We start from the raw sequence: 15,313 nt of genomic DNA, 5'->3' as shown, positions 1-15,313 counted from the left end.
GGTCCGTCGCGGCCCCGCCGCCCCGCCCACGCTCCGCGGGCGGTCCCGCGCCGGACTCGGGGGAACCGCCAGACATCCGGTCGCCGCCGAACCGCAACCGCAACCGCAACCGCAACCGCGTCTGCGTCTGCGGACGTCGGCGACCGCCTTCGACCGACCAGGGGAATTCACATGAGAACCAGTGGTGCCGCGCTCCGTCCGGGTGCCGGCCACCGGGCCCGTCTGCTGCGACTGCTCGTCGTGCCGGTGATCCCGCTCCTCGTCCTCGCCTCGATGCTCACGGCGCCGACGGGCGCGATGGCGGCGGGCAGCAAATACGGGAACTCGCGCTACCACCAGTGGTCATGGGTGACCACGCACAACTCCTACGCCGACGACTGGAGCCAGTTCCCCGTACCACCCAACCAGTCGCACAGCATCAAGGAGCAGCTCGACAACGGGGTGCGCGGCCTGATGCTCGACACGTACGACCCCAAGGGCACCGGGCCCGTCGCACTGTGCCACGGCGGTACGGCCCTGTGCTACGAGGACTTCAAGTCCGCGCTGCTGACCATCGTGAACTTCCTGCAGAAGAACCAGCAGGAAGTGGTGACGGTCTTCCTGGAGAACTACGCCGGCCAGCAGACCCTCAGCAAGACGATCACCGACATGCTGGACGCCAAGGGCGCCGGCGGGCTGCTCTTCAACCAGAACAACTACGGCATCAACACCAACAACTGGCCGCGCCTGCGCGACATGGTCGCCGACAACCAGCGCCTCGTGATCTTCCAGGACAGCTGGAGCGACCTCGCCGTCGGCCAGGGCACCCTGATGAACACCTGGACCCACACCGTGGAGAACCGGTACAGCTACGGCCAGGGCCAGCCGTACGGCTGCGAGCAGCGCGGCCAGAGCAGGCCGCTGAACCAGAACCCGATGCCGGGAACGTCCAACCTCACCCCGCTGTTCACCATGAACCAGTTCAGCTCGGACAACCTCGATCCGGCGGCCTACGCCAAGATAGACAACGGGTCCCAGCTGAAGAGCCGCATCGAGAAGTCGTGCCGGCCCGCCGCGGGCCGCAACCCGAACTTCGTCGCGGTGGACCACTACCAGGTCTCCGACAACTCGGGCCACACCCCGTCGTCCGTGGTCGAGCAGCTCAACCGCGACAACTACGTGTTCGAGCCGCACCCCGCGGTGTGGACCGTCAGCGACTCCAAGCAGTACGTCAGCACCTACAACGGCAACCGGTGCATGGTCCGCGGTGACGAGTTCCCCGACGGCTCCGGCGGCCTGGTCACGCAGAGGGCGTGCGCGAACCCCGCGCCCAGCAGCCACCAGTGGACGGCCACCAAGCCCGACTACGACGGCAAGGGCTACTACTGGATCAAGGCGAGCAACGGCCACTGCCTCACGATCCCGTGGAACCTCGGCACCCCGCCCGGCGACGGCACGCAGCTGTTCTGGTGGCCGTGCGAGACCCGATGGTCGTCGGCCACCCAGCTGTGGGAGGTCATGCCGACCAACATCGACAGCAACGGGAAGTCGCACGGCTACTACTTCGTCAACCAGTGGACCGGCAAGTGCCTGACCCTGGACCCCGCGACGACGGGCGGCAAGGCCGGGAAGGTCACCCAGGCCGCCTGCCCCAAGCGCTGACCCACCCCGACCACCCGGCCGGCACCGCCCCACGGTGCCGGCCGGGCCTGCGAGCGGCCGGTTGGTGGAGGCCGCGATCGGCGGCCGGTTCGAGAGCTGGGTCACCCCCGAACGGGCGCTGATCGAATCCGTCGGCGAGGACCTGGCCGTCGGCCTCACCGGTCACGCCCCGTACCGGGACCACCGCGAAACGGCGGCTCTGGAGGACTTCCATGACCGCTGCTGACAGCCTTTCGATCTGGCTGCGCGTGCGCCGCGAGGCCGACTGGCACACGGCACCGGCCCTCCGGCGAGTCCCGCCCGGCGACCGCGACGGGTTCCGGTCCTGGTACGAGGGGCCGGTGTGCCGACGCGACCCGATCCGCGCCCGGCGCCTGCTGGCCGCACACGCCCTGGCCCCGCGAAGACGCCGTACGCCGCGCCCCACTGGACTTCGACCTGCCGGCCGGTCGGCAGCGCGAAGTCCTCGCCGCACCAGCGGCACCGTTCCGCGCGGGTGACGCCTACGCGAAGGCCGGCCGTGAGCGCTACTGAGCGCTGAACCGCCGGGCCGCACCGGCCGGCGACGTCCGCGGCGCCGACAGCCGCCACGGGACGGGTGCGTAGGATCGCCGCATGGCGCTGCGACCCGTTCACGTGAACCTGAAGGCCGTCGACGCCGAGGCGGTGGGCCTGTTCTGGGCGGAGGCGCTGGGCTGGACCGCGTACCGCCCGGGCGCGACCAGGTACGTCGGTCCTGCCGGCGGCCTCGTCTGGCCGGACCCGGTCGTCCTCGGCGTCGACGTCGTGCCCGTTCCGGAACCCAAGACCGCGGTGAAGAACCGCGTGCACCTCGACCTCGCCACCAGGTCGGCCGCCCACCAGGCCGAACTGGTCGCACGGCTGCTGGACCGCGGCGCGACGCACGCGCACGTGGGACAGGGCGACGTGCCGTGGACCGTCCTGGCGGACCCGGAGGGCAACGAGTTCTGCGTGCTGGAGCCCCGCGAGACCTACCGCGACACCGGGCCGGTCGCCGTGGTGGTGGTCGACTCCGAGGATCCGCGGGCCATGGCCCGCTTCTGGGGCGCGGCGACCGACTGGACCGCGCACGAAGTGACGGACGAACGGGCGGTGTTCCGGTCCGCCGCGGGCGTCGGTCCGTACCTCGCGTTCCTTCGCACGCCCGGCGGCAAGGCCGCCCCGGACCGGGTCCACCTCGACCTGCTGCCCTACCCGGGCGACGACAAGGAGGCGGAAGTGTCCCGCCTGCGCGCCCTCGGCGCCACCGACCTCGACCTCGGCCAGGGCGACCGCCCGTGGACCTGCCTGACCGACCCCGAGGGCCACGAGTTCTGCGTCCTCGCCCCGTCCTGACGCCGCACCCTGCTCGGCCAGGGCGGGATGGACACGGCGAGCGCGGTCCGGTCCTCGTGCTGGGCACGCTGTGGCCCGAGTACGCCCGCAAGTACACCGACCTCGGCACGCCGACACCGCCCTGGCACCCCCCGACGTGACACCTGTCGCCGGTCGCGCCGGAGGCGAGTAGTCGGCGGGAGCGCGGAAGGCCGGTCCCGGCGGGCTACGTCAGCAGTCGCAGCGATGTCGCCGCGATGCCCAGCCGTACGCTCTGGCCCCAGGTCAGCTGGAGGGAGTCGGCCTCCATCCCGTCGCCGAAGACCACGATCCGGTCCGACTCCACGGTCAGCCGCAGTCCCTGACCGTGTGACAGCTGCCCCGCCACCCTGGACGTTCCGGTCGCGGGCGACGGCCAGGCCTCGCGTACGAACCACATGAGCCGGCGCTCGCACGGATCGGGAAGGCGTTCGGTGCTGCCGCGTTCCAGCCACAGGGAGCGCAGCCAGCCGGTGGCTCCGGTCCCGGTACCGACGAGCACACCGGAAGACGCCTGGGCCTCCTCCTGGCCCTCCTCGCCGTCCGGGCCCAGCCGGTACCGGGCCGTCTGGTGCCCGGGCGGGCCCAGGTAGATCTCGTTGAGGGCCAGCAGCCGCTGGGTGTCGTCGGCGACGGCCTCGACCATGGTCAGGTCCTCCGTCCGTCCCCCGGTGGCCGCGGCGCGCAGCAGGGCGGCCGTGTCGGCGCAGCGGTGCCGGACCAGGACGCCTGGGTTGCGTCCCGGGTCGGTGTCGATCCCGATCACCGGCTGCCCGGTGAGGTACTTCGCGGCGTTGGCGACCAGACCGTCCTGCCCGACCACGACCACCACGTCCTCCGGTGCGAAGAGGAAGCGGTCCAGGTCAGACCGCTCCACCTGGGAGGTGCGCCAGGTGAGGGGTACCGCCGCCGCCACCTCCCGCAGCGCCTGCCGGTTCCGGCCGTGGCGCTCGACCACTTCGCCGATCGAGCGGCCCCGGCTGGAGAGGAAGAACGCGGCCTGCCCGTGGGTCCCGTGCCGGTCGATCAGCTCCTCGTACTCGGTCCTGCGGTGTACGAGCACCGCGCGCGGCGCCAGGCTCACGCGTCCGCCCCGGAGTCCGGACGCCCGAGCCTGGCGAGGAGGCCGGTGAGGACGTCGGGGGAGAGCGTGATGCTCTCCACCCGGGGCAGGTTCTCCGCCAGCCGGGTGGCCGCCAGGGCGTACAACGTGCCCGGTCCGGCCTCGTCGTGCACGTGCAGCCAGGCGGCCTGGGCCTCGGCCCGCGCCGAGCCCGTCGCGCGTGACGCCTCGGCGTCCGCGCGCGCCAGGCGGACCTTGCGCGCGGCCTCGGCCTCGGTCCGTACGCTGTCGGCCGCCGCCTTCTCCTCGGCCTCACGCCGGGCGTTGATGCCGCGCTGCTCCACCAACTGCTCTTCGCGCCGTGCCAGTTCGATCTGACTGGCCAGCTCGTTCTCGGCGATCGCGCGCTCACGCTCGACGGCCACGGCCCGCCGCTCGTAGGTGGCCCGGTCCGCCTCCTGCTGGATCTGCTCGCGGGCCGGTGTGCGCAGGGCGCGCTCCACCTCGGCTTCGGGCCGGATGGCGACGACGCGCACGGCCACCACGTCGATGCCGGTGGCCGGGAGCCGGGGCTCGGCGGCGAGACCGGCGCCGACGCTCTGCCGTACGGAGGCGACACCGTCCACCAGCGCCCCGGCCAGCGGGGTCCGGGCCAGCACGTCCAGTGCGTGCTGCTGCGCGGTCTCGGTGAGGAGGGTGGCGATCTGCTCCAACGGCGCGCCGCGCCAGCTGCCGGTGTCCGGGTCCACGGAGAAGTCGAGCCGGTCCGCCGCCTCGGCCGGGTCGCTGATCCGGTAGGTGACGGTGGCCTGCACGGTGACGTCCTGGAAGTCGGCCGTACGGGCGTGGAAGGCCATGGCCAGCTCCCGGTCGTCGACGGGAACTTCGGACAACGCCGCCGACAGCGACCGGTACCAGAAGCTGAGACCTCGGCCGTCGTGGACGAGCCGGCCGCGCTTGTGGTGGCGGATGTGGGCGGTGGGCGCGGAGCGCAGATGACGCCAGCCGAAGCGCCGGGTGATGTCGGCCATGGTGGACCCCCTCTATTTCGTCGACCTGACGATAACGGCAGTCGTCCATATCGTCAAGGGGACGAAAAGGGAGGGGGTGCCGCCCGGTACGGGTGGGAACATCTGGGCACGCGGTGCCGAACGCGGCGAGGGGGACGTGTGGTTGGCCGTGCAGGCCTCACTCGGGGCGCGTTCCGCGCTGACCCGCCGGGACATCCTGAAGGGCCCGGAAAACACGAAGGGCAAGAAGAACGATCTCCTTGCCCTCTTCAACGTATAGCGCACCGGGGGTCTTGCGGCAAGCCCCCGCCCACGACGCACAATCGTCGGCCTGAGGCCACCACGCCCCCGCCTGCGCAGCTGCGGCGCGCGACGCGAGGCGGGGTCGTCCTCCCAGTCGTCTTCTCAGCCAGAGGTGGATAGCGAGTGATCGAGCAGTACGTGGTGGGCCTGCACGAGATCGACGAGACGCACATCGCGCGTGTCGGCGGGAAGGGCGCGCACCTGGGCAGCCTGTCGGGGATCGAGGGCATCAGCGTGCCGGACGGTTTCTGCGTCACGACGGACGCCTTCCGGCACGTGGTGGCGCGCGCGCCGTCCCTCGCGGGTCTGCTCGACCGGCTGGCCGGCCTCGACCCGGACGACCGGGACGCGGTCCGCACGCTCAGCGCGCAGATCCGCCGGACCATCGAGCGGATCGAGCTCCCGGAAGACCTCGCGGCGGCGGTCACCCGCGGCCTGGCCCGGCTCGGCGCGGACGTCCCCTGCGCCGTCCGTTCCAGCGCGACGGCGGAGGACCTCCCGACGGCGTCCTTCGCGGGCCAGCAGGACACGTACCTGAACATCGTGGGACCGGCGGAGGTCCTCCGGCACGTCAGCCGGTGCTGGGCCTCGCTGTTCACCGAACGTGCCGTCACCTACCGCCGGCGCAACGGAATCGACGACCGTACGGTCCACATGGCCGTGGTCGTGCAGCGGATGGTGTTCCCCCGGGCCTCCGGGATCCTGTTCACCGCCGACCCCGTCTCGGGCAACCGGAAGGTCGCCACCGTGGACGCCGGCTTCGGCCTCGGTGAGGCCCTGGTCTCCGGCCTGGTCAACCCGGACGTCTTCACGGTCCGCGACGGCCGGGTCGTCTCCCGGACGATCGCCGCCAAGCAGCGTGCCGTCCGGCCGCTGCCGGGCGGCGGGACGGAGGAAGTCGCGGTCGGCGCCCAGGAGCAGGAGCAGCCCGCGCTGACGGACGCGCAGGTCGTCGAACTCGTGCGGCTCGGACGGCACATCGAGGCACACTTCGGCCGCCCGCAGGACATCGAATGGTGTCTGGATGCCGACGGCGGCTTCCGGATCGTCCAGAGCCGCCCGATCACGACGCTCTTCCCCGTCCCCGCGGCGGCCGACCAGGACAACCACGTCTACGTCTCGGTCGGCCACGGACAGATGATGACCGACGCGATGAAAGCCCTGGGCCACTCCATGTGGCAGCTGACGGCCCTGGTGCCGATGCACGAGGCCGGCGGACGGCTGTTCGTCGACGTCACCGCGCGCCTCGCCGACTCCGCGAGCCGCGCCGGACTCCTGGACGCCCTCGGGAAGGGCGATCCACTGGTCAGGGACGCCCTGGAAACCGTCCTCGACCGGGGCTTCGTCCCGTTGCTCCCGGACGCCGAATCCGGCGGGGTTCCGGCAGCGGCGGGCGGGCGGGACGGTGCACCCGGCGCGGTCGAGACCGATCCCGCCGTGGTCGGCGAGCTGATCGAGCGCAGCCGGGCGTCCGTCGCGGCGCTGGAGCGCGACATCCGGACGAAGAGCGGACCTGAGCTGTTCGACTACCTGGAGGAGGCCTTCGAGGAGCACAAGCGGGTGGTCGGCGACCCGCTGAACATGCGGGCGATCATGGCGGGCATGGAGGCCGCCTGGTGGCTCAACGACAAGCTGCAGGAATGGCTGGGGGAGAAGAACGCCGCCGACACCCTCACCCTGTCCGCCCCCGACAACATCACCTCGGAGATGGGGCTGGACCTGCTCGCCGTCGCGGACACGGTCCGCCCGCTCCCGGACGTCGTCGCGTTCCTCCAGGACGTACACGACCGCGGTGTCGAGGACGGCGGCTTCCTGGACGGACTCGCCGAACTCCCCGGCGGGCCCGGCGTCCGGAAGGCCGTCGAGGACTACCTGGCCCGCTACGGCATGCGCTGCGTCGGCGAGATCGACATCACCAGGCCGCGCTGGCACGAGCGCCCCGGCGCCCTCGTACCCGTGATCCTCGACAACGTCAGGAACTTCGAGCCCGGCGCCGCCGCACAGCGCTTCGAAGAGGGCCGCCGGAAGGCGCACGACAAGGCGCAGGAGGTACTGGCGCGCCTGCGCGAGCTGCCGGACGGGGACCGCAAGGCCGAAGAGACCAAGCGGATGATCGACACGGTCCGCGCCTTCGCCGGGTACCGCGAGTATCCGAAGTACGGCATCGTCAGCCGCTACTTCCTCTACAAGCAGGCCCTGCTCGGGGAGGCCGCGCGTCTCGTGCAGGCCGGCGTGCTGCCCGAGCGGGACGACGTCTTCCACCTGACCTTCCAGGAGTTCCGCGACGTCGTCCGCCGCGACCCGTACGGGTCCGGCGCCGGCGAACGGTCCGCGACGGCCGCCCGGCTCGGCGAGCTGATCCGGCAGCGGAAGGAGGCGTTCAGGTCGTACGAGGCGCTCACCCCGCCCCGCGTCCTCACCTCGGAGGGCGAAGCCCTCACCGGGTCGTACCGGCGCGACGACGTGCCGCCCGGAGCGCTGACCGGCCTCCCGGTCTCGACGGGGACCGTGGAGGGGCGGGCCCGTGTCGTCCTCGACATCGCGGACGCCGACCTCGAGGCGGGCGACATCCTCGTGACGACCTTCACCGACCCGAGCTGGTCACCCCTGTTCGTCGGCGCCGCGGCCCTGGTGACGGAGGTCGGCGGTCTGATGACCCACGGAGCGGTGATCGCCCGCGAGTACGGCCTGCCGGCGGTCGTGGGCGTGGACGGGGCCACCCGGCTGATCCGCGACGGCCAGCGCATCCGCGTGCACGGCACCGACGGGTACGTGGAGATCCTCTCCTGAACCGGACGCGACGCCCGGCCCGGCGGATCCGCCGGGCCGGGCGCCCCCATCGACCCCGCATGCGCACTCCGCACCGGGGCAGCAGCGGCGAGTGCCCCCTTCACACTTCTCCTCCAGCCGTACGGAACAGGACCTCGCCGGTGCAGGCCCCGCCCCCGAAGCCGACTCGACCGACCCGCTCCGCGATGCCCGGCCCCGGTGACCCCGTGATGGCGGTGGCCGCCGTGGCGATGCCGGCCGTGATGCTCTGCGTCCTGCTGGCACTGGGCCGTTACGAGGAACTCCTCCTCGGCCGCCGGTCCCGGCCTGCTCCGCGCCCTCGCCACGCCCGCCCCGCTCGCCCCGGGCCCCGTACGCCGGCCTCCCGCGCCCCGAGGCGCCCTCCCGCCTCCCCCCGACGCCGGCACCGCGCACCGACCGCGCGCGCCGGCGTCACGGCGAGGGCGGACGTTTCGGAACGCGCCGTCGGGCCAGACGAGGACTGAGCTGCGTGGGGATACCGGTCCCCGTGCGAGAGGAGTCGACCGATGGCGAACGTGTGGCCGCTGCTGGACCGGGCCGAGGACCGCCGGGCGTGGCCGGACCGTGCCGCGTGCCGAGGTCTCGGTACGGAGGGGTTCCTCCGGCCCCCGTGCGAGAGCAGCCGGGAGCGGTCCGCCCGGGAGGAGGCGGCGCGGAAGGTCTGCGCGGCGTGCCCGGTGCGGGTCGAGTGCCGGAGGCACGCACTGAGTTCCCGGGAGCCGTACGGGGTGTGGGGCGGCCTGACCGAGGAGGAGCGACGGGCCCTCTACGTGCACGCCTCGGCCTGAAGGCCCCGGCCCCGGCACTGGTACGGGCCCGGCCCCGACGCCCCCGCGGCGGCCGGGGCCGGGCCCGTACCGTTACGGCCCGCCCCCGCCCCTCAGCCGGGCGGTGCCGCGCCCCGTGCGGTCCGACGGCGCCACCAGTGCCGGCGCGGGCGGTGCACCGCGCGCCCCAGCCGTCGGCCGAGGAGCAGGTAGCCGAGGAGCGCGCCGACGGTGTTGAGGATGACGTCGTCCACATCGAAGGCCCGGCCGGTGACGAGAGCGCCCTGGATGAGTTCGACGAGCGTCATCAGGGCGGCCGTCACCACCCCCACCCGCAGGAACCCGCGGGCGGGCGGCACCAGCACCGGCAGCAGCACCCCCAGCGGCACGCCGAGGAGCAGGTTGCCGCCCAGCTGCCGCACCGCGTCGCGGGCGGGGGCGTCGCCCAGGTACAGGCTGATGGAGCGCCCGGGGTGGACGTTGCTGTGCACCAGTGCCGCCGAGGCCGCGGAGGGCTGCAGCGTCAGGCGGGCCAGCAGCACGCTGAACGCCACCGTCGCGGCGAAGGCCGTCACCATGGCGAGCGCCCGGACCACGGGGTGCGCCCGCCGGGGCGCCGCCGCATTTTCCCTCCCCGCGGACCGCGGAGGTGGTTTCCCCACCGCCGCCGTGCGCCGGGTACCCGAAGTGAACCGTTTGCCGATCCGCGCCAGTGTCCAGGTCATGCGAGCGCGTCTACCCATGAACCACGCCTGGATGCGGCGGAGTTGGGGGCGGGCCGCCGGGTAGCCGGCCCCGGCTGGGTTCCGGGTACCTGCCTCTCGCCGCCGGGCGCCCAGGTGCTCGTACCACGTGGGCTGTACAGGACCGACTTCGCTCCGGTCCCCGGCCCGTCAGCTGCCGGCCGCCGCGCCCTCAGTCGTCCGGGGTGCCCGCCCCGCTCCCTCTGCGGAGTTCGGCGTCGGTGAGTTCTTCCAGTTCCCCGTGCGTGTCCAGCCAGTACAGGAGGACCACCGCCGGTACGACGAGCAGCAGGGCCACCAGCGTCACGACCGCCAGCCACGTCAGGGTGGCGGGCGCGCCCGCCGCTTCGGCCACGGTCAGCGAGGTGGGGAGCAGGTAGGGGCGCTGCGCCATGCCCCACGCCAGCACGGCGGACGCGACCGCCCCGACCGCCGTCGCGCGCACCCACACCCCCGGCGCCCGCAGGAGGAGTGCGCCGGTCGCCACGGCCGACACCACCGACACGGCGACGAAGAACAGCCCCGCCCCGCGGGTCAGCCCGTGCCACACGTAGGGGGAGTCGTCGCGGAGGACGAACGCCGTGACCACGGCCAGCACGGCGAGCGCAGCGAGGCTGCCCAGTGCCCGCCGCCGGAAGTACCCGACCAGGTCCGGCGCGCCGAACCGGCGGGCGTCCCCGATGAGGAACACCGCGCCGAGGAACGCCGTCGTCGTGACGGCACCCAGCCCGAAGACCAGCGACGTCGGGCCGGACCAGGCGTGCGCCGACGCCTCGGTACCGGGCGCCACCCGCCCCGACGCCACGCCGCCCACCGCGGCCCCCAGGAAGAACGGCGTCACCACCGAGGCCACGGCGAACACCGCACCGTACAGCCGGCGGCCGGCCGGCCGCCGGGACGGCTTGCGGAACGCGAAACCGGCCCCGCGCAGGACCATGCCGACGACGGCCAGCGCCAGCGGCACCCACATCGCGGAGAACACGGCCTGGAACAGCGCCGGGAACCCGGTCCACATGATGACGAGGGCGAAGATCAGCCAGACGTTGTTCACCTCCCACACGGGAGCCATCGCGTGGTCGACGAGCCACCGGGCCCGCCTGCCGCGCCGAGCCCCGCCGGCCGTCAGGTCCCAGAAGCCGGCCCCGTAGTCCGTGCCGCCCGCGCAGGCGTACGCGGTGACGGCGAGCAGCAGCACCACGGCGATCAGATCGGCGGTCACGGGCGCCCCTCCCCGGCCCGGCCCGACCCGGCCGGGGGCCCGTCATCGCCGGCCGTCCCGCCGCCGGCCCGCGCCGGGAGGCCGTCCCCCACCGGCAGCGGCCCGCGCGGTCCGTACGGGGCGTCGGCCTCCGGCGCGGGGGCGGGTCCGCCGGCGGCGTGCTGCGCGTCCGCGAGCCGCCAGCGCTTCCGCATGCCCAGCAACACGGCCAGGAACGAGCCGAAGAGGAACACGTACACGACGACCACCAGGCCGAGCATGACCCACAGGGTGGTGGAGCGGGTCGAGGTCACGGCCTCCGCGACCCGCATGTTCTCGTACACGATCCAGGGCTGCCGGCCCACCTCGGCTGCGACCCAGCCGGCCTCCACGGTCACCACGGAGCCGACGCCGGCGCAGGCCGCGCAGCGGTAGAACCACTTCGACGACGGCAACCGCCGGTACCGGAGCCAGACGAGGCCGTACCACAGGGCGAGCAGCACCAGCGCCGACCCGATCAGCACCATGACGTCGAACGCCCAGTGCGCGATCGTCGCCTGAGTGGCCGTCGGTCTCTGGTCTGCGGGGACGGACGACAGGCCCCGCACCTCGGTGTCGACGCTGAACCCCGCCAGCAGGGAATCGAGCATCGGGATGCGGATGCCGCCCTTGACGCTCCCGTCCTCCTGGAGCCGCCCGAAGATGTACTCCGGCACCCGGGTGTCGGTCTTCCAGACGATCTCCATGGCGGCGAACTTCACCGGCTGCTGCCGGAACACCGACCGGGCGAGCGAATCGCCGAGGACGAACTGCACGGGGGTCGCCACGGCCGCGATGGTGAACGGCACGGCGAAACCGAGCCGGTGGTAGTGGTCGCGCCGCCCCCGCAGCCAGCCCGTCGCGTAGACGCCGGAGACCACGAAGCCCGCGGTGAGGACCATCGCCACCACGAAGTGCCAGTACTGCGGCCCGAGCATCGGCGTGAAGATCGCCTTCCAGACGTTCACGTCGACGGGGTTGCCCTGCGCGTCGAGCGTGAACCCCCGAGGGGTGTTCATCCACGAGTTGGCGGCGAGGATGCCGAATGCGCCAAGCAGCGCGGCGGCCGGGAGCGGCAGCCCGAGCAGGAAGTGCGTACGGGGCTTCAGCCGCCGCCACCCGTACAGGTAGATCGCGATCAGCACGGCCTCCAGGAAGAACGCCCACGCCTCGACACCGAAACCGATGCCGAACACATCGCCCCACCGGCCCATCAGACCGGGCCAGAGCAGGCCGAACTCGAAGGAGAGGACGGTGCCGGTCACGATGCCGAGCGCGAACTGCACCGCCATCACGGCCGACCACCGCCGCGCCAGCAGCAGCGCTGCGGGGTCGTTGCGGCGCAGCCCCCGGTAGTGCATCACCAGGGTGATGAACGGGAAGGCGACGCCCAGCGGCACGAGGATGATGTGCGACGCCAGGGTGAAGGCCATGAGTTCCCTGGCCGGGAGCAGCTGCGCCGGGGCATCCGCCAGCAGGTGGAACGAGGTGGGCATACGGGCCTTCGCCGTTGGTGACAGTGCGGGAAGACCACGCAACCACCGGCACCCCGCACACCGGCGAACCGCGAGCCGCCGCTACTCCGTTAGGCCGATCACCTTCGTCCGATCGGCGCCCCCGGCAGGGGATACCGGGGGCGCCTCGGGGTGCCGCGGTGGGTCAGCGCAGGGACTGGATCCAGCGCCAGCCGCCCTCGCCGATCGTGACAGCCGGATCGAATCCGGTACCCGCCGCGTCGCCCGGGAGGAACGTCAGGTTCCCGGTGTTGGTGCCCTGGGGCGCGGTGGTGAGCAGCAGGTCGGCCCGGCCGTCGCCGTTCACATCACCGGGGGCGAGGATCTCGGGCAGACCGGCGGGCGACCACTCCGCGCCACCGAGGACGACGACGCCGCGGGGCAGAGCGGGGTTCGTGCCGACGGTGCCGCGGTGCAGGTACCGGCCGTTGGTGCTGCGGCCCACCAGGTCGGGCTGCCCGTCCCCGTCCACGTCACCGACGGCGAGGACGGTGGCGTGGGCCCAGCCCGTCGGACGGTCGCGCATCGGGACGCGCTCCCCGAGGCGGCCGTACAAGCCCGCAGGCGTGAGCTCCGCCGACATCCCCGTGACCGCTGCGCGGAGCCTTCACCAGCAGCGCCTGGCCGAAGCTCCTGTCCTCACCCCGTTGCCGACCTTGCGCCCGGTGGAGCCGCCCGCGGTCCAGCCGTCCATGGGGCGGTTGCAGAGGGTGTCGTTGGCGACGAGGGTGGTGTCGCCGCCGACGCCCCCGGGCGAGGTGCGCACCTGTGCGTGCGGCTTCCAGGGCATCATCGAGTGCCGGCAGATCAACTCGTTTGGCTGCGGCCCCCCGTGCGCAGCCGAGCTGCGCACGGGGGGCCGCCTCATCCACCGTCAGGCAGCGGCCCAGGACGGCCTGGCCGCCGCCGGCAGTGCGCCGCCTCGGCTGAGTCCCGGGTACGCCGATCGCCGCTCGCTGTCGGCAGGTTGCCGGCGGATCATTCCGGTTCCACGGGCAGCCACAGTTCGCAGGTGGCGGTGGTGAAGTCGGGGGCGTGGTCCAGGGTGGAGACGATCGAGGGGCCCGGGCGCAGTCGCCAGGGGTTCGACGGGAACCAGTCGGTCGCGGTGGCCGCCCAGGCCGTCTGGAGGGCCTGGGGGTGCGGGCCGCTGGTGCGGAAGACCGCCCACATGCCGTCCGGGACCTCGATGGCGTCCAGGTCCACGGGGACCGCGGTGTCCCGGGTGACGGCCACTCCGTGCAGGTAGGTGAGTTCGCTCCCCTCCCTGCCGTCGGGGTCGACGTCGTCGCAGACCTGGAGGAGGCCTTCGGGGACGGTGTCGGCCAGCGCCTTGAGGCGCTGGTGCTCTGCGGGTGGCAGCGCGGCGATGTGCTCCTGGATGCGGGGATTGACGCCCTGGTGGACGAGCGGGACCCGGGCGGCGTGTCCGATCAGCCGGAACGCGGGGTGGTTGACGAGGCGGGTGTCCATGGGGACGCTCCCTTCGACGGTCAGGCGGAACCTGAGCTGTGGTTGTGTACGCAGGGGGCCTCCTTCGCGGCGCACGTCGCCGGGGCCGGCGCCGTGCACCGCCCGGAACGCGCGGCCGAACGCCTCGGTCGAGCCGTAGCCGTGCCGGACCGCGATGCCGAGCAGGTCCTGCTCGCCGCGGACGACCTCGGCGGCGGCGACGGTCATGCGCCGACGCCGCACGTACTCCGACAGCGGCATGCCGGCCAGCGACGAGAACATCCGGCGCAGGTGGTATTCGGTCGAGCCGACCGACGCCGCCAGTGCGCGGACGTCGGGATCCTCCGCGAGATGCTCCTCGACGAGGTCGACGAGCCGGTTCAGTGCCGAGATCACGAGGCCTCCTTTCGACTCCCACCGTGGCAGCGGGCACCCCGCCGGCACCCGACCGCTGCGAACCGATCCGATCATGCACCTGCCTCCGGGCTCCGTTCGGTGCGCTCCGTCGTCGGAGCGGTCGAGGAACCGAGGAACCGAGGAACCACCACCCGTCCGGCATGTTGATTGATTCGGCATCGGGCGAAATGTTGAGGCAAGCTGGAGGGATGAATCAGACGCCCTCCGGGAATCCGACCGAAACTCGCGGGCCGGCGTCCCCGGCTCCGGCCGCGCGGCTGGCGAGCCTGGCCGGGGCACTGGCCGACGAGACGCGGGCCGCGATCTGCATGGCGCTGCTGGAAGGGCGCGCCTGGACGGCGGGCGAGCTGGCCCGGATCACCGGGGTGGCGCCGTCCACCGTCACCGGGCACCTGGTGCGCCTGGAGGAGACGGGTGTCTGCGTGACCGAGCGGCAGGGCCGGCACCGGTACGTCCGCATCGCCGACGCCGCGACGGCCCGTCTGGTGGACGGGCTGGCCTCGTTCGCGATCCCCGACCGGGACGCGGCGCACACGGTGCCGGTGGTCGGCGCCCCCGACCCGCTGGCACGGGCCCGTACCTGCTACGACCACTTCGCGGGCCGCCTGGGCATGGCGGTCACTGATGCCATGGAGCGGGGCGGGCTGCTGCGGACCGACGGGGTGTTCGAGCTCACCGCGGCGGGGCGGGAGTGGTGCGTCGGGGCGGGCGTGGATCTGGCGCAGGAGGGACGCCGGCCCCTGGTGAGCGCGTGCCTGGACTGGACGGAGCGGCGCCGGCACCTGGGCGGGCTGGCGGGGGCCCGGCTGTGCGCCCGGGCGCTGGCCGCCGGCTGGGTGGAGCGGCCCGCGTCCGGCGGGCGGGCACTGCTGGTGACGGCGGCCGGGAAGAGTGCCTTCAGGGAGTTGCTCGGCCTCGCGCCGGAGGCGTACGCCTGAACCCGCAATATTTCGGTGGACACCGAAATATTGCGGGCTAGGG

Annotated in this window: 15 protein-coding genes; 7 read left to right on the top strand and 8 right to left on the bottom strand. The window is 73.1% G+C overall.

The genetic code is table 11. The annotated features are described in order from the left end of the window. Nucleotides 1–171: 171 nt before the first annotated feature. The 3 genes from ACIF6F_RS22125 (at nucleotide 172) to ACIF6F_RS22115 (ending at nucleotide 2,997) form a co-directional block, all read left to right on the top strand. The gene (locus ACIF6F_RS22125; protein WP_399949101.1) at nucleotides 172–1,641 is read left to right on the top strand and encodes a phosphatidylinositol-specific phospholipase C domain-containing protein; all 1,470 of its coding nucleotides are present in this window, start codon (nucleotides 172–174) and stop codon (nucleotides 1,639–1,641) included. A gap of 34 nt (nucleotides 1,642–1,675) precedes the next feature. Next, nucleotides 1,676–1,867: a hypothetical protein gene (locus tag ACIF6F_RS22120; protein ID WP_399949099.1), complete on the top strand. Its 192-nt coding sequence runs from the start codon at nucleotides 1,676–1,678 to the stop codon at nucleotides 1,865–1,867. A gap of 389 nt (nucleotides 1,868–2,256) precedes the next feature. After that, on the top strand, nucleotides 2,257–2,997 hold the full coding sequence (locus tag ACIF6F_RS22115) for a VOC family protein (protein WP_399949097.1): 741 nt from the start codon (nucleotides 2,257–2,259) through the stop codon (nucleotides 2,995–2,997). 205 nt (nucleotides 2,998–3,202) lie between these two features. Here the strand turns inward: ACIF6F_RS22115 and ACIF6F_RS22110 are convergent, their stop codons facing one another. Both ACIF6F_RS22110 and ACIF6F_RS22105 read right to left on the bottom strand, forming a co-directional pair. Beyond that, complete coding sequence (locus tag ACIF6F_RS22110) at nucleotides 3,203–4,099, bottom strand: hypothetical protein (RefSeq protein ID WP_399949094.1); 897 nt, start codon at nucleotides 4,097–4,099, stop codon at nucleotides 3,203–3,205. Beyond that, the gene (locus ACIF6F_RS22105; protein WP_399949092.1) at nucleotides 4,096–5,109 is read right to left on the bottom strand and encodes an SPFH domain-containing protein; all 1,014 of its coding nucleotides are present in this window, start codon (nucleotides 5,107–5,109) and stop codon (nucleotides 4,096–4,098) included. The genes ACIF6F_RS22110 and ACIF6F_RS22105 overlap by 4 nt, the downstream gene beginning before the upstream one ends. Here ACIF6F_RS22105 and ACIF6F_RS22100 point away from each other — a divergent pair. The 3 genes from ACIF6F_RS22100 to ACIF6F_RS22090 all read left to right on the top strand — a co-directional run bounded on the left by ACIF6F_RS22100 (nucleotide 5,108) and on the right by ACIF6F_RS22090 (nucleotide 8,990). Next, nucleotides 5,108–5,368: a hypothetical protein gene (locus ACIF6F_RS22100; protein ID WP_399949090.1), complete on the top strand. Its 261-nt coding sequence runs from the start codon at nucleotides 5,108–5,110 to the stop codon at nucleotides 5,366–5,368. The genes ACIF6F_RS22105 and ACIF6F_RS22100 overlap by 2 nt on opposite strands. Before the next feature lie 146 nt (nucleotides 5,369–5,514). Continuing rightward, nucleotides 5,515–8,181, top strand: a complete 2,667-nt coding sequence (rph, locus tag ACIF6F_RS22095; protein WP_399949088.1) for a rifamycin-inactivating phosphotransferase — start codon at nucleotides 5,515–5,517, stop codon at nucleotides 8,179–8,181. A gap of 527 nt (nucleotides 8,182–8,708) precedes the next feature. Further along, nucleotides 8,709–8,990 (top strand): WhiB family transcriptional regulator, encoded by a 282-nt coding sequence (locus ACIF6F_RS22090; protein ID WP_399949086.1) that lies wholly within the window; start codon nucleotides 8,709–8,711, stop codon nucleotides 8,988–8,990. Between the two features lie 92 nt (nucleotides 8,991–9,082). Here the strand turns inward: ACIF6F_RS22090 and ACIF6F_RS22085 are convergent, their stop codons facing one another. The 6 genes from ACIF6F_RS22085 to ACIF6F_RS22060 form a co-directional block, all read right to left on the bottom strand. After that, nucleotides 9,083–9,565: a VanZ family protein gene (locus ACIF6F_RS22085; RefSeq protein WP_399949084.1), complete on the bottom strand. Its 483-nt coding sequence runs from the start codon at nucleotides 9,563–9,565 to the stop codon at nucleotides 9,083–9,085. Between the two features lie 319 nt (nucleotides 9,566–9,884). Continuing rightward, nucleotides 9,885–10,931 carry a cytochrome d ubiquinol oxidase subunit II gene (locus tag ACIF6F_RS22080; protein WP_399949082.1) on the bottom strand — a complete coding sequence of 349 codons (1,047 nt, stop codon included), beginning with the start codon at nucleotides 10,929–10,931 and terminating at the stop codon, nucleotides 9,885–9,887. Beyond that, complete coding sequence (locus tag ACIF6F_RS22075) at nucleotides 10,928–12,445, bottom strand: cytochrome ubiquinol oxidase subunit I (RefSeq protein WP_399949080.1); 1,518 nt, start codon at nucleotides 12,443–12,445, stop codon at nucleotides 10,928–10,930. Before ACIF6F_RS22075 ends, ACIF6F_RS22080 begins: the two co-directional genes overlap by 4 nt. 163 nt (nucleotides 12,446–12,608) lie before the next feature. Next, nucleotides 12,609–12,989, bottom strand: coding sequence for an FG-GAP repeat domain-containing protein (locus ACIF6F_RS22070; RefSeq protein ID WP_399949078.1), 381 nt, complete (start codon nucleotides 12,987–12,989; stop codon nucleotides 12,609–12,611). 81 nt (nucleotides 12,990–13,070) lie between these two features. Beyond that, entirely contained in the window at nucleotides 13,071–13,274 is a 204-nt protein-coding gene (locus ACIF6F_RS22065; protein ID WP_399949076.1) for a hypothetical protein, read from the bottom strand. 167 nt (nucleotides 13,275–13,441) lie between these two features. Then, the gene (locus ACIF6F_RS22060; RefSeq protein ID WP_399949074.1) at nucleotides 13,442–14,311 is read right to left on the bottom strand and encodes a GyrI-like domain-containing protein; all 870 of its coding nucleotides are present in this window, start codon (nucleotides 14,309–14,311) and stop codon (nucleotides 13,442–13,444) included. 209 nt (nucleotides 14,312–14,520) lie between these two features. Here ACIF6F_RS22060 and ACIF6F_RS22055 point away from each other — a divergent pair, with 209 nt between their 5' ends. Next, complete coding sequence (locus ACIF6F_RS22055; protein ID WP_399949072.1) at nucleotides 14,521–15,270, top strand: ArsR/SmtB family transcription factor; 750 nt, start codon at nucleotides 14,521–14,523, stop codon at nucleotides 15,268–15,270. Nucleotides 15,271–15,313: the final 43 nt, after the last annotated feature.

Source organism: Streptomyces sp. NPDC086023 (assembly GCF_044540325.1).
Classification (GTDB): Bacteria; Actinomycetota; Actinomycetes; order Streptomycetales; family Streptomycetaceae; genus Streptomyces.
The sequence above is the reverse complement of the archived record's forward strand: the minus strand, read 5'-3'. Positions and strand labels throughout refer to the sequence as shown.